At 65.7% G+C, this 25,090-nt stretch carries 21 protein-coding genes; 9 read left to right on the forward strand and 12 right to left on the reverse strand.

Translation table 11 applies throughout. The features are described from left to right. The first annotated feature begins 15 nt into the window (after positions 1–15). The 3 genes from RT97_RS10495 (at position 16) to RT97_RS10505 (ending at position 3,429) form a co-directional block, all read left to right on the forward strand. Positions 16–723, forward strand: coding sequence for a response regulator transcription factor (locus RT97_RS10495; RefSeq protein WP_042578722.1), 708 nt, complete (start codon positions 16–18; stop codon positions 721–723). Beyond that, positions 720–2,114 carry a HAMP domain-containing sensor histidine kinase gene (locus RT97_RS10500; protein WP_042578723.1) on the forward strand — a complete coding sequence of 465 codons (1,395 nt, stop codon included), beginning with the start codon at positions 720–722 and terminating at the stop codon, positions 2,112–2,114. Before RT97_RS10495 ends, RT97_RS10500 begins: the two co-directional genes overlap by 4 nt. 271 nt (positions 2,115–2,385) lie before the next feature. Continuing rightward, entirely contained in the window at positions 2,386–3,429 is a 1,044-nt protein-coding gene (locus RT97_RS10505) for an NADP-dependent oxidoreductase (RefSeq protein ID WP_042578724.1), read from the forward strand. A 6-nt stretch (positions 3,430–3,435) separates the two neighbouring features. Here RT97_RS10505 and RT97_RS10510 read toward each other — a convergent pair whose 3' ends face one another. From RT97_RS10510 to RT97_RS10530, 5 genes are all read right to left on the reverse strand, one after another. Beyond that, complete coding sequence (locus RT97_RS10510; RefSeq protein ID WP_042578725.1) at positions 3,436–3,759, reverse strand: hypothetical protein; 324 nt, start codon at positions 3,757–3,759, stop codon at positions 3,436–3,438. A gap of 82 nt (positions 3,760–3,841) precedes the next feature. Beyond that, the gene (locus tag RT97_RS10515) at positions 3,842–4,693 is read right to left on the reverse strand and encodes a DMT family transporter (protein WP_042578726.1); all 852 of its coding nucleotides are present in this window, start codon (positions 4,691–4,693) and stop codon (positions 3,842–3,844) included. 67 nt (positions 4,694–4,760) lie between these two features. Further along, complete coding sequence (locus RT97_RS10520; protein ID WP_042578727.1) at positions 4,761–5,465, reverse strand: helix-turn-helix transcriptional regulator; 705 nt, start codon at positions 5,463–5,465, stop codon at positions 4,761–4,763. Between the two features lie 26 nt (positions 5,466–5,491). Beyond that, positions 5,492–6,622: an SLC13 family permease gene (locus tag RT97_RS10525; protein WP_042578728.1), complete on the reverse strand. Its 1,131-nt coding sequence runs from the start codon at positions 6,620–6,622 to the stop codon at positions 5,492–5,494. Further along, complete coding sequence (locus RT97_RS10530) at positions 6,603–8,135, reverse strand: class I adenylate-forming enzyme family protein (RefSeq protein WP_042578729.1); 1,533 nt, start codon at positions 8,133–8,135, stop codon at positions 6,603–6,605. Before RT97_RS10530 ends, RT97_RS10525 begins: the two co-directional genes overlap by 20 nt. Positions 8,136–8,333: 198 nt before the next feature. Here RT97_RS10530 and RT97_RS10535 point away from each other — a divergent pair, with 198 nt between their 5' ends. After that, entirely contained in the window at positions 8,334–8,822 is a 489-nt protein-coding gene (locus tag RT97_RS10535) for a hypothetical protein (protein ID WP_042578730.1), read from the forward strand. Between the two features lie 36 nt (positions 8,823–8,858). On the opposite strand, the gene RT97_RS32455 is transcribed toward RT97_RS10535, so the two are convergent. From RT97_RS32455 to RT97_RS10565, 7 genes are all read right to left on the reverse strand, one after another. Next, positions 8,859–9,479: a DUF3304 domain-containing protein gene (locus RT97_RS32455; protein WP_155403779.1), complete on the reverse strand. Its 621-nt coding sequence runs from the start codon at positions 9,477–9,479 to the stop codon at positions 8,859–8,861. A 109-nt stretch (positions 9,480–9,588) separates the two neighbouring features. After that, complete coding sequence (locus RT97_RS34115) at positions 9,589–10,134, reverse strand: DUF3304 domain-containing protein (RefSeq protein WP_367379261.1); 546 nt, start codon at positions 10,132–10,134, stop codon at positions 9,589–9,591. Next, entirely contained in the window at positions 10,049–12,055 is a 2,007-nt protein-coding gene (locus tag RT97_RS32075; RefSeq protein WP_080898249.1) for a T6SS phospholipase effector Tle1-like catalytic domain-containing protein, read from the reverse strand. Before RT97_RS32075 ends, RT97_RS34115 begins: the two co-directional genes overlap by 86 nt. Further along, a complete protein-coding gene (locus tag RT97_RS32465) occupies positions 12,052–12,588 on the reverse strand; it encodes a DUF3304 domain-containing protein (RefSeq protein WP_080898250.1) in 537 nt (178 codons plus the stop codon). Before RT97_RS32465 ends, RT97_RS32075 begins: the two co-directional genes overlap by 4 nt. A 17-nt stretch (positions 12,589–12,605) precedes the next feature. Then, on the reverse strand, positions 12,606–13,448 hold the full coding sequence (locus RT97_RS32470) for a DUF4123 domain-containing protein (protein ID WP_172672186.1): 843 nt from the start codon (positions 13,446–13,448) through the stop codon (positions 12,606–12,608). A 32-nt stretch (positions 13,449–13,480) separates the two neighbouring features. Continuing rightward, positions 13,481–16,483: a type VI secretion system Vgr family protein gene (locus RT97_RS10560; RefSeq protein WP_042578732.1), complete on the reverse strand. Its 3,003-nt coding sequence runs from the start codon at positions 16,481–16,483 to the stop codon at positions 13,481–13,483. 24 nt (positions 16,484–16,507) lie between these two features. Next, positions 16,508–17,311 (reverse strand): hypothetical protein, encoded by an 804-nt coding sequence (locus tag RT97_RS10565; protein ID WP_042578733.1) that lies wholly within the window; start codon positions 17,309–17,311, stop codon positions 16,508–16,510. Positions 17,312–17,461: 150 nt separating this feature from the next. Here RT97_RS10565 and RT97_RS10570 point away from each other — a divergent pair, with 150 nt between their 5' ends. From RT97_RS10570 to tagF, 5 genes are all read left to right on the forward strand, one after another. Beyond that, positions 17,462–18,307 carry a M15 family metallopeptidase gene (locus tag RT97_RS10570; RefSeq protein ID WP_042578734.1) on the forward strand — a complete coding sequence of 282 codons (846 nt, stop codon included), beginning with the start codon at positions 17,462–17,464 and terminating at the stop codon, positions 18,305–18,307. A 59-nt stretch (positions 18,308–18,366) separates the two neighbouring features. Further along, positions 18,367–18,660 (forward strand): PAAR domain-containing protein, encoded by a 294-nt coding sequence (locus tag RT97_RS10575; RefSeq protein ID WP_042578735.1) that lies wholly within the window; start codon positions 18,367–18,369, stop codon positions 18,658–18,660. A gap of 87 nt (positions 18,661–18,747) precedes the next feature. Then, positions 18,748–20,235 (forward strand): hypothetical protein, encoded by a 1,488-nt coding sequence (locus tag RT97_RS10580; RefSeq protein WP_042578736.1) that lies wholly within the window; start codon positions 18,748–18,750, stop codon positions 20,233–20,235. Positions 20,236–20,260: 25 nt separating this feature from the next. Continuing rightward, the gene (gene tssM / locus RT97_RS10585) at positions 20,261–24,103 is read left to right on the forward strand and encodes a type VI secretion system membrane subunit TssM (RefSeq protein WP_042578737.1); all 3,843 of its coding nucleotides are present in this window, start codon (positions 20,261–20,263) and stop codon (positions 24,101–24,103) included. After that, positions 24,100–25,089, forward strand: coding sequence for a type VI secretion system-associated protein TagF (gene tagF, locus RT97_RS10590; protein WP_042578738.1), 990 nt, complete (start codon positions 24,100–24,102; stop codon positions 25,087–25,089). The genes tssM and tagF overlap by 4 nt, the downstream gene beginning before the upstream one ends. Position 25,090 lies beyond the last annotated feature (1 nt).

Raw genomic sequence — 25,090 nt, forward strand, 5'->3', positions numbered from 1 at the left:
AGGCACAATCCCGCCATGCCGCGCATCCTGCTGATCGACGACGACGAACACCTCGCCGCGCCGCTGACCACCTACTTCGCACGCTTCGGCTGCACGCTGGAGAGCGCCGTGCGCCCGAGCGAAGGCCTGGCCAAGCTGCGCGCCGGCCAGTACGACGCGGCCATCCTCGATGTGATGCTGCCCGAGATGGACGGCTTCGCGCTGTGCCGCGAGATCCGCAAGGAGAGCGACATCCCCATCGTGATGCTCACCGCCCGCGGCGAGGTGATGGACCGCGTGGTGGGCCTGGAACTCGGCGCCGACGACTACGTGCCCAAGCCCTTCGAGCCGCGCGAGCTGGTGGCGCGGGTGCAGACCATCCTGCGGCGCCAGCGCAGCACGCCGGCGGCGGCGAACGGCAACGGCAGCAACGGCACGCAACTGCGCGTGTTCGACGGCCTCTCGATCGATCTCGACCGGCGCCAGGTGCTGCGCCATGGCGAACGCATCGAGCTCACCGGCACCGAGTTCGAACTGCTCGCGCTGCTGGCGGCCGAGCCCGGCAAGGTCTTCAGCCGCGACGACATCCTGAACCGCCTGCGCGGCCACGAGGCCGAGCTCTACACCCGGGCGGTCGACATCGTGGTGAGTCGCCTGCGCAAGAAGCTGGAGCCGCTGGACTGCATCAAGACGCTGCGCAATGCCGGCTACGCGCTGGCCGTCGCACGCAGCGAGCCTGCATGAGGTTTGGCGCAAGAGACCACCGCGAAGCGTGGCGCCAGATGGCCTGCCGCCGCGCCGAAATGCGCAGGCAATGGCACGCCCAGTGGCACGAGAAGGTGCAGGGCAAGCGCCGCTGGCGCCGGTCGCTGCGCATTCGCCTCGTGATGATGTTCGTGCTGCTCGCGCTGGTGATGGCCGGTGTTTTCATGGGCGGTATGAAGAAGGCGTTTTCCACCGGCTGGGCCGAAGCCGCCAAGCCGATGCTGGTGGACTACGCCGACCGCCTCGTCGCCGAGATCGGCACGCCGCCCGACGTGGCGCGCGCGCAGGCGCTGGTGGCGCGCCTCCCGATCACCATCCGCATCGTCGGCCCCACGGTCAACTGGGACTCCAACCCCGGCGGCAACAGCAGCCCCGGCGGCTGGATGCACGACCGCGACGAGGCGCTCTGGAACGACAAGTGGTTCATCCGCCCGACGTCCGACGGCCACCGCGTGATCTTCGGCTGGGCACCCAAGCTCTGGCAGCTCGCGCCGCGCGCGACCGGCTGGGCCACGCTGGGCCTGCTGCTGTCGTGCGTGCTGCTGGGCTATGCCTACGTAAGCCGCCTGCTGCGGCCGCTGATCGACATCCGCGAAGGCGCGCAGCGCTTCGGCCGGGGTGAGTTCACCGAGCCGATTCCAGTGCGCCGCAACGACGACCTGGGCGACCTGGCGCAGCGCATCAACACCATGGCCGACGACATCCAGGCGATGCTCGATGCCAAGCGCGGCCTGCTGCTGGCGCTGAGCCACGAGCTGCGCTCGCCACTCACCCGCGCCCGGCTCAACGCCGAACTTCTGCCCGCCACGCCCGAGGGCCAGGCCGAGCGCGAGGCCCTGCTGCGCGACTTGAACGAGATGCGCGACCTGATCAGCGACCTGCTCGAGAGCGAACGTCTCGCGAGCCCGCATGCGGCGCTGCAGCGCGAGCCGGTCGACCTTGCGGTGCTCGTGCGCCAGATCGTGGCCGAGATGCCCGGCGCCGAGATGGTGCACCTCGACCTGGCCGAAGGCCTGCCGCCGCATTCGATCGACCGCATGCGCATCCGCCTTTTGGTGCGCAACCTGCTGGACAACGCCATGCGCTACAGCATCGAGGCGCCCCGGCCGCCGTGCGTGTCGCTGCGCGCGGTACTGGACGGCCGGGTGCAGGGCGTCGAGCTCGAGATGCGCGACTTCGGCCCGGGCGTCGACGAAGCGCAGCTCGGGCGGCTGACCGAACCCTTCTATCGCACCGACGGTGCTCGCGCGCGCGCCACCGGTGGGGTCGGCCTGGGCATGTACCTGTGCCGGCTGGTCGCCGAGGCGCATGGCGGCTCGCTGACCGTGCGCAACGCGAACCCGGGGTTGCAGATCGTCGTGCGGTTCTGAGACAAGACTTACCCCCGGTCTTCGCGCACTTCGTGTCGCTTCGCCAACCTCCTTTCAGGGGGCGACACGAGCGGCCCGGCAAAGCCGGTTCCGCGGTGTCTCCGACTGGAGCGCAGCAGTTTCATGTGCCACGGATCGCGCGATAGCGTGGTGAAACACCGAGTTCCCCCTTGGTGCGGGCCTGTCGCCTGCGCTACCAGCGGGCGCGATGGGCGCGGCTAGGATGCGCCTCCAACCCAGGTCCGCCGCGTCCATCAATCAAGGAGACACCATGAGCAGCTCACTCACCAACCACCAGGTCCGCCTCGCCAAGCGCCCCGAGGGCACGGCCACCCGCGAGAACTGGAAGTTCACCACCGAGCTGGTCGGCGAGCCGGCTGAGGGCGGGGTGCTGGTCAAGACGCTGTCGCTGTCGCTGGACCCCGCGATGCGCGGCTGGCTCAACGACGCCAAGAGCTACATCGCGCCCGTGGCCATCGACGAAGTGATGCGCGCGGGCGGCGTCGGGCGCGTCATCGCCTCGAAGAACCCGCAGTTCGCGGTGGGCGACACGGTCTACGGCACGCTGGGCGTGCAGGAATACATGTTGATCCCCGAAGACCAGCTCAAGCGCAACGGCCTGGTCAAGATCGACCTGCGCGTGGGCACGATCACGCAGTGGCTCAACGTGCTGGGCATGCCGGGCATGACCGGCTACTTCGGCCTCATGGACGTGGGCCAGCCCAAGGCGGGCGAGACGGTCGTCGTCTCCGGCGCGGCCGGTGCAGTGGGGCAGACGGTGGGCCAGCTGGCCAGGATCAAGGGCTGCCGCGTGGTCGGCATCGCCGGCGGCGCGGCCAAGTGCGACTGGGTGGTCAAGGAGCTGGGCTTCGACGCCTGCATCGACTACAAGGCCGGCGCAGGTGCGGTGCGCGAGGGTCTCAAGGCGCATTGCCCGAAGGGCGTGGACATCTATTTCGACAACGTCGGCGGCGAGATCCTCGATGCGGTGCTGGCGCGGCTCGCGCGCAAGGCCCGGGTGATCATCTGCGGCGCCATCAGCCAGTACAACAACGCCAACAGCATGCCCGGCGCCGGTCCGAAGAACTACCTGAGCCTGCTGGTGAACCGTGCCCGGATGGAGGGCATCGTGGTGTTCGACTATGCCGACCGCTACCCCATCGCCATCGCCGAGCTCGCCGGCTACCTGAAGGATGGCCGCATGAAGAGCAAGGAAGACATCGTGAAGGGGCTGGACACCTTCCCCGAATCGCTCAACAAGCTGTTCGCCGGGGAGAATTTCGGCAAGCTGGTCCTGGAGGTCGCCCAGGACTGAGGCGGCTCAGGATTCGCTGGGGCGCATCGGGATGTCGCCCATCGCATCGTCCTCGCGCAGGCCCCGCGCGGCCTTGAGCAGTTCGATCGAGAGGCCGTCGCCGTGGCCTGCAAAGCCCTTGGCGATGCCCTCCAGCACCGTCGAGAGGCCTGCTTCCCCGTCAGCGCGGGCATCCATGCTGATGTTGAGCACCCGGGCCGCCATCTGGCGGTAGGTGATGGCGCCGGCGCCTTCGAGCGCGGCCACCAGGTCCAGGTACAGCGCCAGGTTCAGGTCGAACACCAGCTTGGGCGTGATTTCGAAGTCGTCATTGTTTTTCTTGTCGTCCATGGGTTCGGCTCCTTTTTTCTGAGCCTCCACTCTAGCCAGAAATTTTGCGCCCGTTCGTCGGACATGGGCGTGATTCGCGCTGTCAGCGCGCACGAGTGCCCATGACGGCGGCCGCAATGATCAGCGCGGCCGCGAGCGCGATGCTCGCGGTGAGCGGGCGGCCCGTCACGGTCAGCAGCAGCGCCGTCGAGGCGAGCGGCGTGATGTAGCTCAGGATGCCGATCTGCCGCGCATCGCCGCGCTTGAGCGCCATGTCCCAGAAGAAGAACGCCGCGCCCAGCGGGCCGAGGCCGCAGAGCGCGAGCAGCAGCCAGTCCCTGGCCAACAGCGCGACGGAGGGTTCGAGCAGCCCGTGGCACGCCAGCGACAGCGCTCCCGATACCAGCCCGAAGAGCCCGATCGCTGAGGTGGGAAACGCCGGCACGCGCTTTGTCCAAAGGGAATAGCTCGCCCAGATGAAGGCCGAGCCCGCCGCAGGCACGAAGCCCCAATAGGTTGCGGACGCCCCGGCGGCTGGTGCCGCACCGCCGCGCGCACTCAGGATCGCCACTGCCGCGCCCGCGAACCCCAGCAGCGCCGCGATCACGTGCAGCGGCCGCAGCGACATGCGCGGCAGCAGCACCGGCGCCAGCACGACCATGAGCAGCGGCCACAGGTAGTTGACGAGATTGGCTTCGACCGGCGGCGCATACCGCAGTGCGATGAACAGCAGGAAGTGATAGCCGAAGAGGCCGTAGATGCCCAGGGCCAGGGTGCGCGGCGGCACTTTCCATGCGCGGCGGTCGCGCAGCGCGAGCGGCCAGCTGGGCACGCTGCCGATGATGAGCGCGAGCCCCGTGAGCAGGAACGGCGGCAGGTGCGACAGGGCGGTGCCGAGCGAGGCCAGGCTGGTCCAGAGCGCGATGGCGAGCAGGGCGTAGGCGGTGGAAGACATGACCGGCAAGGCTAAGCGATGGCGTCGTCGCGCAACGCCGGCCGGTCGTCGCGCGACGACGGTCTTGTCAGACGCCCCGGCGGCGCAGCGCGGCGGTGAGCGCCGATGGAGAGCGGTAGCCCGTGCGCCGCGCCGTTTGAGCGACGCTCAGGCCGTCCAGACGCAACTCGCGCGCATGCGCCAGCCGCAATCCGCGGAGCCACTGCATCGCGCTCGTGCCTTGCTCCTCGCGGCAGCGCTGCGCGAACTGGCTGGGGCTCAGGCAGGCGACCTCGGCGAGGTCGGCAACGCCCAGCGGCTCGTGCCACCGCATCCGGGCCCAGGCCGCGAGCGCCTGCCAATCGATGCGGCGGCGGCGCGTGTCCGGCAAGGACGAAGGCAGGGGGCTCCAGGCTTCCAGCAGCAGCGCGGGGCCATGCTGCAGGGCGAGCGCGGCGTGCTGCGGCTGCTTCATGCAAAGCGCCAGGTAGCGCGCCAGCGCGTGCAGCTGCGGCACGTCAGACGGTGCGCGTTCGGCGCAGCGGGCCCATGGCGCCTGCGTGGTGTCGAGCACCAGGCACACGCTGCCCTGGCCGCGTGCCCCGAAGTCGTGGCGATCGCCGGGCGCGACCACCTGCGCCTGGCCGACGCCGATGCCCGCGCCCCGGCCTTCGACCTCGATGTCGAGCACGCCGTCGAGGCCGATCAGCACCTGGAAGTGGTCGTGCGCATGGCTGCCACGCGACGTGCCGTAGTCGCGCAGCGAAAGGGCTTGGATGGCGGATGCGTGCATGGCGGGAAGGCGCGATTGTCCGCCTGTCACGCAAGCCGCAGCAACAGCGCCGAGGCCGCGCACACCAAAAGGAACGGAATGCTGATGCGGTGGAATTCGCGCATGCCGTTCGGCAGCTTCGCGAGCCGCAGCGCGATCAGGTTGGCCAGCGAGCCCAGCACGCAGCCGAAGCCGCCCACGCTCACACCGGCTGCCAGCGCGGGCAGGTCGCGCACATGGCTGTCCAGCAGGATTGCCGCCGGCACGTTGCTGATGAACTGCGAGGTGACGATGGCCGCGAGGTAGGCGCGCCATCCCTCGGTGATCGGCCAGTACCCGAGCAGGGCGGTGATGGTCGGCAACTCGGCAAGCTGGCGCAGGTCCACGAACATCAGCGCGATGATCGCGAGCAGCGCCCAGTCGATGCCGCGCAGCACGCGCGGGTAGGTCACCAGGAACACGCCGAGCACCACGCCCAGTCCGGCCAGCAGCCAGTGCCGGTCGAGCGCGACCACGAAGCCGATGAAGAGCACGCCCGCCAGCGCCAGGAGCCGCGGCTGAACCGGTGCCGCCTCGGCCGCAGGCTTGAGCGCGATGGGCGTGCGCGGCACCAGCAGCCACACTGCGACGAAGAGCCAGAACAGCATCACCGCCACCGTCGGTCCCATCATTGCCATGAACGCGAAGAAGCTCTCGCCCGAGCGGTGCCAGAGGTAGAGGTTCTGCGGATTGCCGATCGGCGTGAGGGCCGAGCCCGCATTCACCGCCAGCGCCTCCAGCACCACGAGCCGCGCGAGCGGCAGGTGCGCCTGGGTTGCGAGCACGCGCGTGAGCGGCACGAGGAGGAACAGGCTCACGTCGTTGGTCACCAGTGCGGAGAGCAACGCCGCGCTTGCGGTCAGCAGCATCGCCAGGCTGCGCTGGTTGTGCGTGCGCGCGAGCAGGCGCTGCGCAGCGGCCTGCAGCATGCCGCTCTTCTCCACGCCCTGTGTGATGGCCAGCAGGCCCGCGAGCGCGCCCACCGTCTGCCAGTCGACGAGCTTGAGCCACTCCATCGGCGCGCGCGGACGCAGGAACGCGAACAGCACCGCGACGGCGACCAGCACCCATAGCAGGCCGTTGCCGCCGCCCTGTTCTTCGGCCGGCGAAGGTGTGGCTTCAGCGGCCGACAAGGTCACGCAATTCCCGCTTGAGCACCTTGCCGATCGCGCTGCGCGGCAGCTCGTCGATGAACTGCAGCCGCGCCAGGCGCTGGGTCTTTCCGAGCTGCTCGTTGGTCCATTGCAGCAGCGCGTCTTCGGTGGTGGCGTCACCCTCGCGGCGCACCACGAAGGCCACCGGCGTCTCGCCCCATTGCTCGGACGGCACGCCCACCACCGCCACGTCGGCCACCGCCGCATGGCCACGCAGCACGGCTTCGAGGTCGCTCGGGTAGATGTTGAAGCCGCCGCTGATGATCATGTCCTTCTTGCGGTCGAAGAGCGTGAGAAAGCCGTCGGCATCGAAGCGGCCCACGTCGCCCGTGCGGATGAAGCGCTTGCCCGTGGCGTCGAACCACTCGGCCTCTCGCGTCTTCTCGGGCTGGCGGTGGTAGCCGGTCATCATGCCGGCCGAGTGGCCCACCACTTCGCCGGCCACCTCGGTGTTGCCCTGCGGCAGCTCGTTGCCTTCTTCGTCGATCAGGCGGATGTCGCTGCCCGGCGCCGGCTGGCCCACCGTGTGCAGCTTGGTCGGGTGCAGGTGCGCCTCCAGGATGCAGGTGCCGCCGCCTTCGGTCATGCCGTAGAACTCGATCAGCCCGCCGGGCCAGCGCTTCAACACATCGGCCTTGAGCGCGGCGTTGAAGGGGGCGCTCGTGCTGAACTTGAACTGGAACGACGAGAGATCGTGCGCGTCGAAGCGCGGGTGCGCCATCAGCCGCTGGTACTGCACCGGCACGAGCATCGTGTGCGTCACTCGGCGCGCCTCGGACAGCTGCAGGTAGCCCGCGGCGTCGAACTTGGGCATCAGCACCACGCAGCCGCCGAAGGCGATGGTGGGGAAGAACACCACCAGCGTGGTGTTGGAGTAGAGCGGCGTCGACAGCAGCGTGACCGTGTCCGCGCTGTACTCGTACTTCGCGCCGCGCTGCACGTGCGCCCAGCGCATGCCGTGCCCCTGCACGATGCCCTTGGGCTCGCCGGTGGTGCCCGAGGAATAGATGATGTTGAAGGCCCACGAGGGCTGCACCTCGACTGCCTCGGGCTTTGCCCCGACCGGTGCAAGCCACGCGGCGAAGTCTCGTCCCGCCGAAGAGCCGTCGAGCGCGACCCGTGCAATGCCGCCTTCCTTGGCGGGGCCGACCACGTCGGCGGCCGAGGCATCGGTGAAGAGGATGCGCGCATCGGCGTCCTGGATCATGCGCGCGAGGCTCGCGGGCGTGGAGCCGGGCGCGAGCGGGGCAACGGCGACACCCGCGCGCAATGCGCCGAGGAATACTGCCGCGTAGTTCACTGACGACGTGGCGCAGACCGCGATGGCGTCGCCGGCCTTGAGGCCGTCGCGCTGCAGGCTGGTGGCGATGCGGTCCATCAGCGCGTCGAGCGCGCCGTAGTTCAGCGCGGATTGCGCGTCCGCGAGCGCAGGGCGATCGGGCGTGTGTTGGGCGTGGAGGCGAACCAGGTCGGCAATGGCGCCGAAATCGCGTTCCATCGCAGCTTGAATGGCGGGGTGCGTTTGCAAAATCGAATCCTTCGTCTGGCCAGCCGGCAGGATAGCGAAGAAGCCAGCCGACCAGTGAGCCGCGCGCGACGGCCGGGCGCAGTCGTCAGTCAGTCATTCGGTCAGCCGCCGCTCAGGGGTGCAGGTCGAGGATCGGCGTTTCTTCTCCATCCAGGAAGGAGCTCCGACATGGGACTGCTCGACATTCTTCAAGAGGCCATCGGCGGCGATGCCGGTGCGCATGTGGACCCGATCACGCAGCATGCCTCGCCCGACGCGATCGGCGCGGGGCTCGCGGCGGCGATGCGCTCGGACCAGACCCCGTCGTTCGGCGACACGGTGGGGCGCTTGTTCGGCCAGTCTTCGCCGATGCAGCAGGCCGGCGTGCTCAACCAGATCCTGGCAACGCTGGGCCCGGCCGCGGCATCGATGCTGGCGGGCGGGGTGCTGGGGCGGATGCTGCAGCCCGGCCAGACTCAACTCACGCCGGAGCAGGCCTCGCAGCTGTCACCCGCGCAGGTGACGGAGATTGCGGCGCATGCGCAAGAGCAGCATGCGGGGGTGATCGACGAAGTGAGCCGGTTCTATGCGCAGCACTCGGGATTGGTGAAGACGCTGGGTGGGGCGGTGTTGGCGATTGCGTTGGCGAAGATGAAGGAGAACGCGACGCGAGGGTGAGGGAGGACGACCAGATGCCCGTTTCTCGAGGCATCCTCACCACGGATTCGGATTGGCGCGCTGAGCACGCTTGTTTTGATCCTCGATCAACTGGTTGCTTGTCTCCCAAGGTAGCTTGTCTTGCGCGGCCATGGGATAGCGCGGATGTTCGATGCCGTAGTTGGAGACGATCACCCTGACTTTGTGGTTCGGGTAGAAATGCACACGGATGTCTCCCGTGCGGTCGGAGTACTCCGGGATTTCAACCAGAGCTTCTTGGGCCGGAGGAGGGGGAAGGCCGCCTCTTTTGGTGGTGTAGGTCCACTCCACCTTGACCTTCATGCCTGGTCGCCAGTGTTTTGGAATCTTCGCGCAGCAGGAGAAACTTCCTCCTCCACCTCCTGGGCTCAAGTTGGGGCCGCCAGCACCGTCGACCGTGAAGGTGAGGATGCTCCAGTCGCTCATGTGGTTGTACCCCCCGACCGATGCAGGCACCATTTTTTCTTGGCAACTGGCCAGCAGTGGGCAAGAAGCAATTGCCAACGCACATGGCCAAAATCCGCTGCGGCGGAACTTCAAGGCGGAAGTTGCAAGACCGTTCAGAGTCCGGCTTCTCGTTGCTTCATCGGCGCCCGTGCCTGTTTGGGGAGACTCGGTCGCTTTTTCTATATGACTCACCGTGGACTGGCTTTCCTTGAAAAGGTCCCGTGTGTCTCGGGTGGTTTATCTTCGATTCGATGGCTTCATCGGGTAGGCGGGACCGGGGTAGGCCTTCGCACCGGCACCCTTATTGGAGATGATCAGGCGAATCTCGCCCCCGATAAGGAAATGCACGTTGAGCGTCCCGCCCGGGACGTAGTATTTGTCGATGGCCAACGGTTTTCTCGTGCCAATGTTGAACTGCCGCTTCCGGGCTCGTGTCTTTGGGGCTCCCGCTGGATGTCGTCCATTTCACATGTGCACTGAGACCGGGCCGCCGTTCAGTTGGAAAGGAAATGCAGCTGACAAAACTGCCGTCGCCACCGTAGGGCCGCGAGTTGCCGCCGCCGCCTCCGTCCACGTAGAACTGATGGATGTAGTCGCCGGTGTGGTTGTACGGGCTGATGTTGGCGCTGTAGCTTTCCGGTGCGCGCTCTTTGGTGCTGCAAGCGGCCAGCGCCAAGGTGCAAAGTTGACGGTTCGGTTCACAGCGTCCAACGCCACCTACGAATTTGCGATCGTGCGCACAGCTAACAACTCTTGCAGCCCTACCAAGGATGGGGACTGGCTCGTTGGAAGTTCGCTGACTCAAGGTCCCATTGCGCCCTTTGAGCACGTTTGGCTTTTGCTGCACCAACCTGCTGTTTGTTGAGAGCTTCCACCGCTTTGCGCACTACTTCGTCGCCGCGATCTCCAAAGTAGACCCGACGGAATTTGGCGATGCCAAAGCCGTTGAAAAGGAACTCGTTGACCTTGTCGCTGCTTGCAAAGCCTGCCATGGAGTCATGCACATAGTCATTGAAGAATCTCACGATCTGCGGTGACGTGGTTTCTTCGCTCAATGCATCTACAAGGTTCAGCATGTCGCGCTCGGGGGCATCGGAGTCGTGTACCTCCGCCTGGTTCTTGTCGCCAAGCCACTGCCGCCATTTTTTGAGCGACGGCTTTACTCCCCTGGCCATTTCATCGACTCCATCCTGCATCGAATCGGTCAGTGCCGCGCCTCTGGAGCCACCTGTCAGGCCCGCGCCGATCAGTACCGAAATGCGTCCCGCTGACCCATTGAAAGCGTATGGCGAGTCAAGCAATGCATCATCGCTTCTCCGGGAAAAGAAAGAGTCGTCGACACGGCTGTCCAATTCACGCTTGACACCGGCAATCACATTCATCAGAGCCTGCTGTGTATCCAGGAGAGTGATGGCGTCCTTTGTGAATAGATTGCTCTTGCTTGCGCGAACAAAGAAAGTCTGCTGCTGATACACCTGCTGCGTCATTTGCCAGCGATAGCTGAAGTAGCACCCCATGTGCTGGCGCAACATTTCTTCGACGGGGCCGGGGCGAATTTTTGCGGAGGCGAAGTAGTCGCGTATGGCTTTCAACGCTTCTTCGTTTGGCTGGAGAGAATCGGCAATGGGCTTCTCGAGTTTGCCAAATGCGATCATTGGCACTCCCGCCGCCAACGCCCCGAGATACATGTCAAAACCCGGAACTCGCGCGAGGTCCACGGATTTACCCTGCGCCAGTGGATGGTAGCCGCCCCCCACGTCTGAATGCGCACCCGGATAGACATACTCTTTCGTATTGGCCGGATAGAGATGGCCGATGCGTACCGAATCCGAGGGAAAACAGCTCCGCACTTCATGGCCTGCTACGAAATGAAGGCACTGCTCCACGCCCGGGTGAATCTGCATGTTGTCATCGGCCCAGGACTGACGACCTTCTGCCATCGAATACATGCCAGCAATACCCACTGAAGCGACGGTGTCCAAAAGGCCCATGAACTGCACCCGCAAGGGAATGCCGGCGAAAAGATAGCCGCCGTCTTTTTTCTCGCATATCTGAAACAGCCAGTTCACGCATGCTCGCGCTTCAGCTGCGCCGCGCGAAAAACCGAACACCGAGATGTTGAGTTGCTCCACCTCAGGCTTTCGCCCTTTGATTGCAGATTTGAGGTTGCGTTGCCAGGTATCACCGAGTGCCATGCCGCGCTGCCACGCTGGAGAACCGAATCCACCGAGTACATTGGAAATGTTACCGGCGCGGCTCTCAGGAATCAGGTCAGCACCTGTGGCGTACTGGTGTACCGCATTAAAAATCTGGATGAGGCCCCAGATCACCCGTGGCTCGCCGTCCCATGCGAATCCGGAGCCAAGCATGCCGCCCGAATCACCGATCTGGGGAAAGGGAGTGCCAACACCAGGAATGTAGTAACGGTAATAGCCGGTCGTACCCTGACGACTGGACTCGGGAAACGCCTGATAGAGCCGCACCACATTGCTGTGCTTGCGATCTGCAGCTGTGCCCTCTTTCTTTTCGCCATTGACCTTGATCTTGGGCGACCTGTAGTCGTCTTCTTCGTTGTTGCCAGTGCCGTCGAAAAACAGCCCCACGAATACCTGCCCTGAACAGGTCGGTGTGGTCGGGTCACCCGTCGCTGCGCATAAAGCGGCGGTGCGCTGCATCATTTCCTTATTCGTTAGGGGGCGTGTTTTTCCTCGAGTCGCGAACACATCGGGATTCTGAGCGACGTCGGATTTTTGTGAGATTGCCGTCATTGCTTTTTCTCCTTAGGAACGGCCTTGCACACAGGGTCGGATGGCACATCGAAAGTGCAGTAATTGCGGTACCAATCCCAATTGGGCTCAATGTCTTCCAATGGTGGATATTTAGGATGACCAGGGGAGTATTTGGACACCACGATTCGCACCTTTCCGTGCGGATAGAAGTGAACTTGCAGTGCACCACTGTTCTGTTCGGTGTATTCCTCGATCAGCACTTTGAAAGTGCGCGGCGGCGGTGGCGGCGGCCCACCTTGCGGGGTGCTGTACTCCACATCCACGGTGGCCATCAATCCGGGCCTCCAACGCGCCGGGAGCATGACACAGCAGGACGATGCGCTTCCGCCTCCATTGGTCCCGAGGTTGGAGCCCATTGCGCCATCGACCGTGAAGTTATAGATGGAGTTTTCGATGTGATGGCTGTAGCCGCGCACACTGGCGGGAACTGATTTTTCGGCGCAAGCCGGCAAGGCAAGGATCATCATCGCGGCCAGGATGATCGACAAGAAACCGGAGGCACGGACATTCATGGGGTTCGCATCATTCTTCAAATCAGTCCATTGACAACAAGCGCTTGACCTAGCTTTCCCTTGGGCCAATCTTGCGCCGCCAACAGTCCCTCAAGTATTGGGGCGCCGTGCAGTTCTCCGCGTGTCAACGCCTGACCGCAGAAAAGCGCAATCCGGTCGGACCACGCCTCGATGCCGTGGACATCCGCAAGTCGGCAGGTCTCCTGAGCCCAGTGGTAGCACTGCAGCGGTTCGGTACCTTCGGGTATTGCATCAGACAGATATTCGAGCACGTAGTCCAGCATCGCGTCGGGCTGAGCCGCCGCCAAAAACGCGTCGACTTGGTCATTCGTGAGCGAGATCGTTTGCTCTACTTTTTCGATGATTGGCGCCGCGCCGCACAGCCTTAGACGTCCGCTTCGATCCACGTAGACCCATCGCTGCAATGGTTCGACCAGAACAGCCCACTGGTCTGGTCGCAGTACGCGCGGCAAAATCGAAAGGACGCGCGTATCAGCGAAACGGAGCAATAGCTCTTGCCCGTCTTCCGTTGAAATCCAATGCACAGATTCCCAATGAGTTTTCACTTCGTGCATAGGAGACCGGCTTCCAACGACGCTTAACATGGGCCGACCACTGCAGTGCTGAAGCGCGCGGCGCAGCAGGGCTTGTCCAGAGTCGCTGACCTGCAGCGGTATCAGTCGAGGAGCGGCTGAAACAAGGCCTTCCAGGGAAGGGGTCTGGTAGAGGTTGATTTGTCCGGCTATTGACGGAAATCGACGCCTGTCATGATCGAACGCATCGTCGATGAGGATGGACCAATTCATTACATCCGGGTCGCCTCTGAACAGCGCACCTACATCAGCGTCGAAGGCCGCCATATCAGTTGGATTCTGCGCAAATGCCCCCTCGCTCATACGCGGACCGCTGCCAAGGCACTGCCTGACTTCAACGCTTTCAATAGACACGGCACGCACACGCTGCTCGGGAACTGTGGAAGTGGATAGCTCTGTTGGACCGGCCCCGCCAGCTTCCGCTGCACCGCGTGATAAGTAATCTTCCCCGGACATTCAAACGTAATGTCCCCGTTCTGCAGCGTGATCGACGCCCCTTGCGCAGTCGCAATGCGGATCTTCTTCTTCGCCGCAAACTCCACCGTCTTGTCCGTACTCGCGATCTTCAGCGCATCCTTGGCCTGCACCCGCAGCTCATCGTGCTGCGCCTGAAAGTCCAGGTCGTCGCAGCCCGCAATGATCGACAGGCCCGACTCGGCATCCGCCTTCTGCGCCCCAGCCAGCAGACCAATAGCCTGTCCGCTGTGCACCCTCAGCACATCCGCCAACGCAAGGTTGATATCCCCGCCACTGGCCAGCGTCGCTGTCTCACCCGCCACGATCTGCAATTGCTGGCCCGCGACCATCGCGAGGCCGCCGCGCGCGGCCAGCGCAACGACCGCATCGGTCGTGTGCGGCACCTTGCCATCGCCGGTCGCAATCGATTTGTCCGACGCATCCGAGTAAGCCGTCTCCAGCACATCGCCCGTCACCATGCCGCTCGCCGCGTGCTCCATTGCCGCGTACGGCGCGCGCTCCTTGTCGAGCTGTGAAGCGTTGGCCTTGTCAGCGCCGATGTGCCCAGCGAGCTGCACGGTCTCGTGCTTCATCGCAGCCTCGCTCAGCGCCTGCCCCAACTGCTGCACTTGCTTGAGAAGAGCCATGCCTGCGGCAAAGTCGCCGACCGGTTCGAGCTGCTTTCCACCCGCCCCGTGGTACGTGCTCAACAGCACGCCCTTGCCGCCACGCAACGCCGCATAGCCATCGGTGCGCAGCTCCAGTCCTTGCCCCCGAAAGCTGCCGCGGAAGTTGTCTGCCTGATGAATCAGATGCCCCAGGTTCAACTGGCTGTGCGCGGTGCTCGCATGCAGCTGCACACGCAGCTGTTGGTTCGAATCGTCGAACACCAGTTGGCTGAAGCCTTCGCCGCCGAACTCCTTCGTCTTGAAGCCACTCAGCGCCGCCGCATTGCGATGGCCCTTGTCATCCGCACTGGCACCGTGCCAAGCCGGTGCGTGGCCCGCAGCGAGATTGGCCTGCGCGCTCGGCGACCCGTTGCGCGCCTGTGCAAAGACATCGCTCTCCTGCCCCTGGCTTGTCGAGCCTTCCTGCTTGCGCGATGCGCCCCCAGGCGTAGGCTCGATGCCGCCATCGCCGCGCCCGTTGTACAGCGCACCGACGATCACCGGCTGGTCGACGTCGAGGTCGGCGAACTTCACCAGCACTTCCTGCCCGATGCGCGGCAGCCACTGCCAGCCCATGCCGGGTCCCGCCTGGCGCTGGGCCACGCGAATCCATCGCGTGCTGTTGTTGTCCTTCGCGTCGCCACCGCCATTGTTGTTCTGCGCATCGCCGCCGGCCGATTCGGTCTGCCAGTGGAACCGCACGCGCACGTCGCCGCGGTCGTTGCAATACAGCTCGTCCGCGCCGTTCGGCGAAGTCTCGCCCGAGGGGCCGACGACGATCGCGCTGTGCACGCCGCTGGCCGTCGGCTTCGCATGCAGCCGCGCGCCATCGGCGGCTGCGAGCACGGGACGCCACGGACGATCCACGTGCACGGCCGAAAAACTGTTGGCATACCCCAGCGTCTTTGCCGCGGCAAGGCTCTGCGCCTGCGGTCGAACGCCGTTCACGCCGTCGTGCGAACCCGCGCCCGTCGGCACAAGGCCGAACACATCGTCTTCGGAGGTGACGGATGCACAGGGCCTGTCGAACACAAGGTGCTCCGACAGGTCGCCCAGCTGCGCGGCAATCGACGCCGCCGTGTCCTTCGGCAGATTGTTGATGCCCACATGCTCGATGGTGTCCAGCAGCAGCGCGGGCTTGGCCTGCAAGCCAAGCGCGGGCGCGTCGTCCACATCGATGCGGGTGCCCGCGCGCAGCGTGCGCACGGTGCTGTGGCCAAGCATCACATCGGCGCGGCATTCGGCCGCTTCCATCATCAGCCCGGCATAGCGCTCGAGCGTGCGGTTGCTGTCCCAGCCGCGGCTGCGGTCGTTCAGGCCGAGCACGTCGTCGTACTCGATGCGCGGCGCGTTCTTGCCGCCCACCGCGAATCGCGCGGCGGCGTTGCCCGCGAGCTGGCGCTTGCCGTCGACGTTCCATGCGCTCAGATGCACCTGCGCCACCGACTGCCGCATGCGGCGCACCAGCGCCTGCACGGCATCGCTGCGCTCCTGCGAACTCTTGCGATGAAAGCGGATGGGCGAGCCCGGGTCCACGGGCTGCGCATCGTTCGCCGAGAAGATCACGAGCTTGTGTCCCATGGGGGCGGTCTCGTCTTCCTCGATGCGCCAGGCCAGGCCTTCTTCGGCGAGCAGGCGCGAGAAGAAATCGAAGTCGCTCTCGCGGTACTGCGTGCAGTAGGTGCGAACGGGCGCATCGGCCAGGAAGCCGCTCACCTCGGAAGAAAAAGCCCAGTTGCCCGCATCGGCATACGGCGCGAGCACACGCTCGATGATGTCGGCCACCGAGCGTTGCTGGAACACTTGGCTCCGCCCCTGCTGCGTGGCGAGCCAGAGCCACGGCACGAGCGTGAGGCGATAGCGCGCGAGGCCGCCGTCGGAGCCGAGCGACTCCACCGCGCGGATGAGGCCCGTGCGTTTGCCTCTCGAGCCGTTGGCCAGCACGGTGACCAGCGTGAGGGGCTGATCGATCATCGACGAGAGCGCAAGGTCGGCGCGCAGGCTCAGGCAGACGATGCGCATCTCGAAGAGTTGCGACACGGCTTCGCGCTGCACCCAGCCTTCAACGCGCAGGGCGTCGATGCTGGGGTTGGCCGATGTGCCGGGGGTCTCGAGACGGTAGAGCCGGTTGGTCTGGCTGAGCTCGGCCCAGAGCGTGCTGCGGTCAGCGGATGGCATCGTGATTCGCGTCGGCACGGGGGCTCATGGTTTGCATCGCTGGCCGGACTTGCAGTCCGCCGAGACCTCGGCCAGCGCCGAAGGTTGCGGTGCGGGGTCGGGTGCCTTGCTGCGGCGCAGGAGCGCAGTGAGCAGGTCGGTGTCGGGATCGGGCTTGCCCGAGCGCGCTGCCGTTTGCGTGCCGTCGTTGGCGCGCCGCGGCGTCTTCGCCGTTGTGTTGGCGGCAGTCTTCACGGGCTTGCTGTTCGCTGCACGTGCGGGTTGCCTGGACGACGCGACCTGCTCCGGCTTCTTCGCGGCGGCAGTCGTTGTCGTCTTCTCGGCGCGTGGTGGCTTCGCAGCCGCGACGCGCGCCGGCTTGGCAGCGGGCGGCACGGCCATGGGCTGCGCACCGATAGCGGCGAACGGCGTGGATTGCTGTGGAGCGGGCGAGGACGTGTCGCCTTCGACGATGCGCGCGGCTGCAGGCTCGGGCGCGGCAGGCGCTGGTGCGATGGCCGGAGCCGGTGTCGCGGGCACCGGCGATGCGGCCGGCGCAGCGGCGGGTGCGGGTTTCTCGGGTGCAGCGGCTGCGACGTTCACCGATGCATCGGCGCGCCGGGCTTGCATCTGGTAGGTCGTGGCACCCGCAACGCCGATCAGCAATGCCAGCGCGGCCCACACGCCGGGCTTCTTGATGAAAGACCGCTTGCCGTTGTCGCGGCCGCCGAACTGTGCAAGCACGCGCGTGGATTCGCTGCCGGCCGCAGCGGGCGACGCAGCTGCGTCGGATGCGCTCGAACCGAGCAGGCTCGGCCGTCCCTTGTTGGCATCTGGCGCGCCCATCATGGATGGGTCGTCCCGAAAGCAGGCATGTTTTTTCTCCCCGCGGCTTTATGGTGTGACCGACGCAACGTTGCAACCTGGATGCAGTTGTTGCGTGCGAGCGGCTCGAATTGTTGTGCGACTCATACAATGAATTGCACTCTTCGAACACCGTTGATCTTCTTCGCTCTCTTTTGTTATTTTGCCTTGATGGTGGCCGCGCTTGCCATCTTCTTGTTCCCTTCTTTTCGCGAGCGTGTGTTGCGAACCACGATCGCTTTGACGACTGCAACTGCAGTCTTTTTCATCAAGATCGGCCATCGTTTCGGCCTGGTGTCCGAAGCAAGTTTTCAGTTGGTGCGCGACGGTGGATCGGGCGTGCGTACTTTCGCCGTACGGCATCGCTATCTGTTGTTGTCGGGCATGGGCTTGCTCGTGATCCCGGTGATGCTGAGCGTGGCGTTCGGAACCGGCCGCGTTCTTTTTTTCGACGACTGGGCTACGACGAGCGATCCGAAAATCGAGGCGCTGTTGAAGGGCGAGCAGCTCGTGCCGCCGCCTGCATTGCCTCCTGAAATCTTCGCGACGGCAGAGGTGGAACAGGTCCGTCCGCTCACGAAGGAAGGCAGTCGCGACTGGGCCGTGCTCGATGCGGACTTCCGCAATCGGCTGCTTCTGGTCTACAAGATCATGAAAGAGAAACACGGCTACGACCTTGCGTTGCTCGAGGGTTATCGCAGTCCCGAACGCCAGGCCAAACTCGCCGCGTTGGGCAACACGGTGACGCTCGCCAAGGCCAATCAAAGCTATCATCAGTACGGACTTGCGGCAGACAACGCGTTCTTTCGCAATGGCAAGCTGGTGATCTCGGAAAGAGACCCGTGGGCCATGGAAGGCTACCGTCTTTATGGCGAAGTGGCCGAGTCCGTGGGGCTGGTGTGGGGTGGTCGATGGTCCTCAATCAAGGACTACGGCCACGTGGAGTACCGCAAGCCCGGTTTCAAATTGCCACGCGACTGAATGCCCACAGGGCATCTGTCGCATCGACAAACCAACGAGGCAAGCAAGGGGGAGTTCGAATGGAAGAGGATCAACCCGCCGCGGACGACGATCGTCCGTGGATCGTCCTGCACGACAAGACCGACCATGGCGGCCGCGTGATCACCGCGTCCGAGAACACGAGCATCGACGAGCGCCGCGTGGCGCGTGTCGGTGACCTAGTGTCGTGCCCGCGGGTCGGCCACGGCATCAACCCGATCGTGACCGGCAGCCGCTACGTCATGCTCGATGGCCGGTATGTTGCGCGGCACGGTGACAAGGCCCGCTGCGGCTGTACCTTGCTGTCGAGCCAGATCGCTTCCGCATCCGAATGACGACGGCCACCCGATCGGCTGCAGGCACGGCATGCGGCACGGCGGCCGCGTGCGCCGTCGCATGACGAAGGCATCGACGAACTGCTGATGCTCGCGCGACTGGTCAAGCCCACCCTCATGTTCTCCGCCGTGTTCATCACGGTGTGGGTGATCGTGGTCGTTTACTGGAATTACACGGCGCGCATGCCGAGCACGAGCGACATCGCGCTCTACCTCGTCGTGCTGCCGCTGGCGCTGGTGGTGTTCTATCTCCTGCTGCGGCGGATCTTCGCGGGCGTATCGCCCACCGCCGCATTGCCTTCGGCTGCGGGCGTTTCAACCGCTGCAACCGGTGGTGCCGCATCGACCGGCGCTACGGCCGATGCGCCGCAAGAGCGCATGCAGATGTCGGTGCTCGCATTCGCGCTTCGCACGCCGCGCGGCAACGATGCCGATGCGGTGGCCACCGCCGTCGGCCAGGCGCAGGCGCCCGACCTCGTTCCTGAGCTGCGGGACGGCGCAGGCTTTCCCATGCTCGCGGGCTGTGTCGACGGCATCGATCCGAACGAGCTTCGCGAACGCCTGCGCGAATCGCTGCGGCCCGCGCCGGAGCGCTTCAATGCCGATGCGCTGGCCGACGACCGGCTGCGCGCCATCCACCTGATGTCCGACGTGCTGCAGGAGTTGCTCGCTTCGGCGAGCGATGCATTGCTCAATGCCGGCGATGCGCTTTCGGTGCGCGCGCCCGGGCGCTTCGTCTCGAGCGGCGCGATCGTTCCTGGTTCCGCGTCGGCGCCGCAGCTGTGCATCTCGCTGCTGTTGCCCGGTGCCTGGAGTGAGAGCGAGCGCGCGGTCGCCACGCAATGGGTGCAGCAGCTGGCGCGCGAGGCCGACCCCTCGCAGCACTGGAGCGTCGATTGCTTCAAGAGCGAGGCCGGCGTCTCCGCGATGGCGCTGCTCGACCGCATCAGTGTCTCGCTTCATCGCGAACAGAGGCCCGCGCTGTGGATGGCGCTGGCCGCCGATTCCGCGATTTCCAACGAGTGCGTTGCGCGCTGGGACGCAGAAGGCCTCTTGTATTCATCCGCCCGCCGCAACGGCCGCGTGCCCGGCGAAGCAGCCGCAGGCCTGCTCCTGGCTCGAGCCGGCGATGCGCTGTTCGCGCAGCCCCACGGCGTGCTGCTCTCGCGCAGCGCGAGCGGCCAGCGCGATGGGTCTGCCGACACCGCCCGCGTGCCCAATGCCAGCCTGCTCGACCTCTTCGCCCAGCGCCTGATGGCGGCTTCGGCACTGCAGCCCGAAGCGGTCGACTGGGTCGTGAGCGATGCCGACCACCGCACGAGCCGCGTTACCGAAGTGGCCCAACTCGTGCAGGAGCGGCTGCCGCACCTGCCTTTCGAAAACAACCTTTCCGTCTGCGCGAGCCTGGGCCACCTGGGCGCCGCGGCCGACATGACTGCCGTGGCACTCGCGTGTCACCTGGCCGTGCGAGATTCACGGCACGTGCTCGCGCTTTCCGTGCAGGACGCGCGCGCCCGGACAGCCATGCTTGCCGGCCCCGCGATCCCCCCGAGCCCTGTGCCACAAGCCACTTAAAACCGGACCGATTCCAGAAACATCTATGCGGCGATTCTTCAGTTTCCTGGCCGATCCGCGCACCCTCTCGGTGATCGGCGCCATCGCGCTCGGCGCGTTCCTTTTGATCGGCGCGCAGACGCTGGAGATCGGCGCGATCTGGGCCGTCGGCATCTTCGCGGTGCTGCTGCTCCTGTGGCTGCTCGTGTGGTTCGTGCGGCGCATGCGCACACGCTCGGCCAACCGCAAGCTGGGCGACATGCTCGAAGACCAGGCCGATGCCGCCGTGCGCGACAGCGACCCCGAGCGCAAGGCCGAGATCGACGAGCTGCGCGGACGCATGGTCGAGGCCGTCAAGACCATCAAGACGTCAAAGATCGGCCAGATGTCGGGCAGCGAAGCGCTGTACGAGCTGCCTTGGTATATGGTTATCGGCAACCCGGCGGCGGGCAAGAGCAGCGCCATCCTGAACTCGGGCCTGCAGTTCCCGTTCGCGGACAAGGGCAACGCGGTGATCCAGGGCATCGGCGGCACGCGCAACTGCGACTGGTTCTTCACTACCGAAGGCATCGTGCTCGATACCGCGGGCCGCTATTCCATTCACCAGGAAGACCGCAAGGAATGGTTCGGCTTTCTCGACCTGCTCAAGAAGTACCGGCCGAAGGCGCCGATCAACGGGATCATCATCACCGCGAGCATTCCCGAGCTGATCGGCAGCCGGCCCGATTTTGCGATCCAGCTGGCCAAGAACCTGCGCCAGCGCATGCAGGAGCTGACCGAGCGGCTGGAGGTGTTCGCGCCGGTCTACGTGATGTTCACCAAGGCCGACCTGATCACCGGCTTTGCCGAGTTCTTCGGCGACAGCGACAAGATGGAGCGCGACCGGGTGTGGGGCGCGTCGCTGCCCTACGACGGCGACGAGAAGCAGGACGCCGTCGCCCAGTTCGACAAGCGCTTCGACGAGCTCTACATGGGGCTGAAGGAAATCAGCGTCTCGCACTTCGCGAACCACCGCAGCAGCGATCCGTCGCCCGAGCTGCTGATCTTTCCGCTCGAGTTCGCAGCCATCAAGCCTGCGCTGCGCGCGTTCCTGGCCACGCTGTTCGAGAGCAATCCGTTCCAGCACAAGCCGGTGTTCCGCGGCTTCTACTTCACCAGCGCGCTGCAAGAGGGCACGATGCGCAGCCTGTCGACCGAGCGCATCGCCAAGCGCTTCGGACTCACGCTGAACAACGCGGCCACCAAGTCCAAGGAAATCTATTCGCAGAACGGGTTCTTCCTGCGCGACCTGTTCTCCAAGGTGATCTTTGCCGACAAGAAGACGGTGCGGCAGTTCTCCAGCCCGGTGAAGGCGCGCGTGCGCTACGTGAGCTTCTTTGCCTTCGTCGCGGTGCTGGGGCTCCTGCTGGGCGGATGGACCTGGTCTTACCTGGGCAACCGGCAGCTGGTGGAGAACGTGCAGGCCGACCTGGACAAGGTGGTCAAGCTGCAGGCGAGCGACAACGGCTTGCGCACGCGTTTCGAGGCGCTGGGCATCCTGCAGGACCGCATCGAGCAACTCGAGAAATTCCGCAACGACCGGCCGCTGTCGCTCTCGCTGGGCCTCTACCAGGGCAACCAGCTCGAAGACAAGCTCGTGGCCGAGTACTACGGCGGCGTCAAGCAGCTGATGCTGGCGCCGGTGTCCGACAACCTGCAGGCGTTCCTGCGCGAGGTCAACGCGCATCCGGAGCGCCTGAAGCGCGCGGACGCGGCGGGCAACCCGGCCGCGCCGGTCGCGGTCTCGACCGCCACGCCGGCAGCGCCGGCTGCGGAGAGCGGCGGCCTGTATGCGGGCTCGTCGCCGGCCGATGTGCAGGACGCCTACAACGCGCTCAAGACCTATCTCATGCTGTCCGACAAGCGGCAGGTGGAAACGGCGCACCTCACGGACCAGATCTCGCGCTTCTGGCGCGGCTGGCTCGAAAGCAACCGCGGCGACATGCCGCGCGCGGCGGTCATCCGCGATGCCGAGCGGATGATCACCTTCTACCTGCGCCGCGTGGGCGACGACAACTGGCCCGCGCTCGCCGACACCAACCTCGCGCTGGTCGAGCAGACGCGCGACAACCTGCGCCGCGTGGTGCGCGGCATGCCGGCGCGGGAGCGCGTCTACGCCGAGATCAAGGCGCGCGCCTCCACGCGCTTCGCGCCGATGACGGTGGCGCGCATCCTGGGCGCCACGGCCGGCGCCGAGAGCGAAGGCACCATCGCCGGCAGCGTCGCGATCTCGGGCGCCTTCACGCGCGAGGCGTGGCAGCAGTACGTGGACGATGCGATCCGCGACGCCGCCAACAAGGAAACGTCGAGCAAGGACTGGGTGCTCAACGTCGCGGGCAACGACGACCTCACGCTCGAGGGCAGCCCCGAGCAGATCCGCAAGACGCTGGCCACCATGTACAAGCTGGAGTACGCCAAGGAGTGGCAGCGCTTCCTGCAGGGCATCGCGGTCAAGGACATGGGCAGCTTCGAGCAGGCCGTGGTGGCGATGAACCTCCTGGGCGATCCGCAGAATTCGCCGATCCGCAAGGTCTTCGACACGGTCTACGACCAGACCTCGTGGGACAACCCCTCGCTCGTCAATGCCGGGCTGCAACAGGCGCGCACCGGGGCGCTCAACTGGTTCAAGAATCTCTTCAGCCGCGCGACGCCGTCGCAGGTCAACGTGAACATCGACGCGAGCGGCAACCGCACCGAGATTCCGATGGGCCCGATCGGCCGCGAGTTCGCGGGCGTCGCGCGCCTGGTGGTCGAGCGCGACAACGCGTCGCTGCTGCGCGGCTATCTCGCCACGCTGTCCAAGCTGCGCGGGCGCTTCAACCAGATCAAGAACCAGGGCGACCCCGGGCCGGGCGCGCGCCAGCTCATGCAGCAGACGCTGGAGGGCAACGGCTCCGAGCTGGCCGATGCGCTCAAGTACGTCGACGAGCAGATGCTCACGGGCATGGATGCGTCGCAGCGCCAGGCCCTGCGGCCGCTGCTGGTGCGCCCGTTGCTGCAGGCCTATGCGGTGACGATCCAGCCGACGGCGGTGGAGGTCAACAAGATCTGGAGCGCGCAGGTGCACCAGCCGTTCCAGCAATCGCTCGCGACCAAGTACCCGTTCGCCGCAGGCGCGAAGATCGAAGCCTCGCCCGCGGAGATCGCGCAGTACTTCGGACCCGAAGGCGCCATCGGCAAGTTCGTGACGACCACGCTCGGCTCGCTGGTCATCCGCCGCGGCGACCTGTTGTCGCCTCGCGCCTGGGGAGACCAAGGCCTTACGCTGAGCCCCGATTTCGTCAACGGCTTCTCGCAATGGGTGGCGCCGCTGTCGGGCGCGGCGGCCAGCGGCGGCGGCGGTGCCGCGCAGCCGCAGACGCTGTTCCAGATCCTGCCGCAGCCCGTCTCGGGCCTGACGGAATACATGGTCGAAATCGACGGCCAGCAACTGCGCTACCGCAACACGCCGCCGCAGTGGTCCAACTTCGTCTGGCCCAACGCGCAGGGCACGCCGGGCGCGCGGATCACGGCGGTGACCTTCGACGGACGCACCGTCGAACTCATCAACGAGCCGGGCAACTTCGGGCTGGAGCGCCTGCTCAGCACGGCCCAGCGCACGCGGCTGCCCGACGGCAGCTTCGAGCTCACCTGGGCGCGCGACAACGCGAGCGTGACCGTGAAGCTGCGCGTGATCCAGAACACCCAGTCGGGCGGCTCGGGCGGCGATTCGCCGCAGGGCAAGGGGCTGCGCGGCACCGTGCTGCCTTCGTCGGTGGCAGAGATCGGCGTGCCCGCGGCATCGCGCGCAGTGCCGGCAGCAACGGCACCGGGGGCACCGGCAGCAACGGCACAGGGAGTCGGCAAATGAGCGCGCTGCAGCCACAACAGCTGTGCTACTTCGGCAAGTTGCCCGGCCGCGGCGACTTCGTGAAGGGGCTCTACAACCCGCAGCTCATCAAGGTGTTCGACAACTGGCTGTCGCAGACCATGGAGATGCTGTCGGAAGACCCGCGCTGGAAGATCATCTACGACAACGCGGCGCCGATCCATTTCGTGTGCCTGGGCTCGCGCAGCCGCGTGGCCATCGCGGGACACCTGAAGGCCAGCCGCGACGAGTCGTCGCGCCGCTATCCGTTCCTGGCGGCCACCTCGGTGGAAGTCGACGAAGCGCTCGACTTCATGCGCGGCGCGCCGATGCTGATCGGCCCCTACTGGGACCGCATGGCGGTGCAGGTCAATGCGCTGGCCGAAGGCACCGATCTGGACAGCGAGTTGAAGCGCTTCGAGGCGCTCGATCCGGCCATCGAGACGGGCTTCAGGAAGTCCGCCTCGCGCGCCACCTATGCGGCCTTCACGCGCGACACGAGCTTGCTGCGCATCGAGCAGATGCTCAACTTCGACGGTCACAAGGTGTCGCTGCGCCGCGCCATCCTGGCGCTGGGCCTCCTGCTTCAGCCGGTGATGGCCAGCGCGGTGTCGCACCTGGAGAAGGGGCTCACGCTGCCGCTGCCGCGCGACCCGATCGACCGCTCGCTGATCGCCACCTTCTGGCTCGAATTGGTGTCGCAGTTCCTCGCCAAGGCCGACTTCGAACTCGTGCTGATGGCCACCGAGATCGACGGCCGCTCGCGACTGGTGATCGGTTTCAACGGCCTGTCGCCGCGCAGCCTGCAGAGCGTGCTGCACCCGCAGGTCTACACCGAGCACAACATCGACATCGACAACCCGGAGTGGGTCGAGGACACCATCCACAGCAACTACGCGATGTTCAAGCTGGTGAGTTATCTCGACCAGCCGCAGCTGCCGCTGGACATCGTGCTTTCCGCCTTTCGCGAAGTCTTCATCGGGGAATGAC

This window comes from Variovorax paradoxus (genome assembly GCF_000834655.1).
GTDB lineage: Bacteria > Pseudomonadota > Gammaproteobacteria > Burkholderiales > Burkholderiaceae_C > Variovorax > Variovorax paradoxus_F.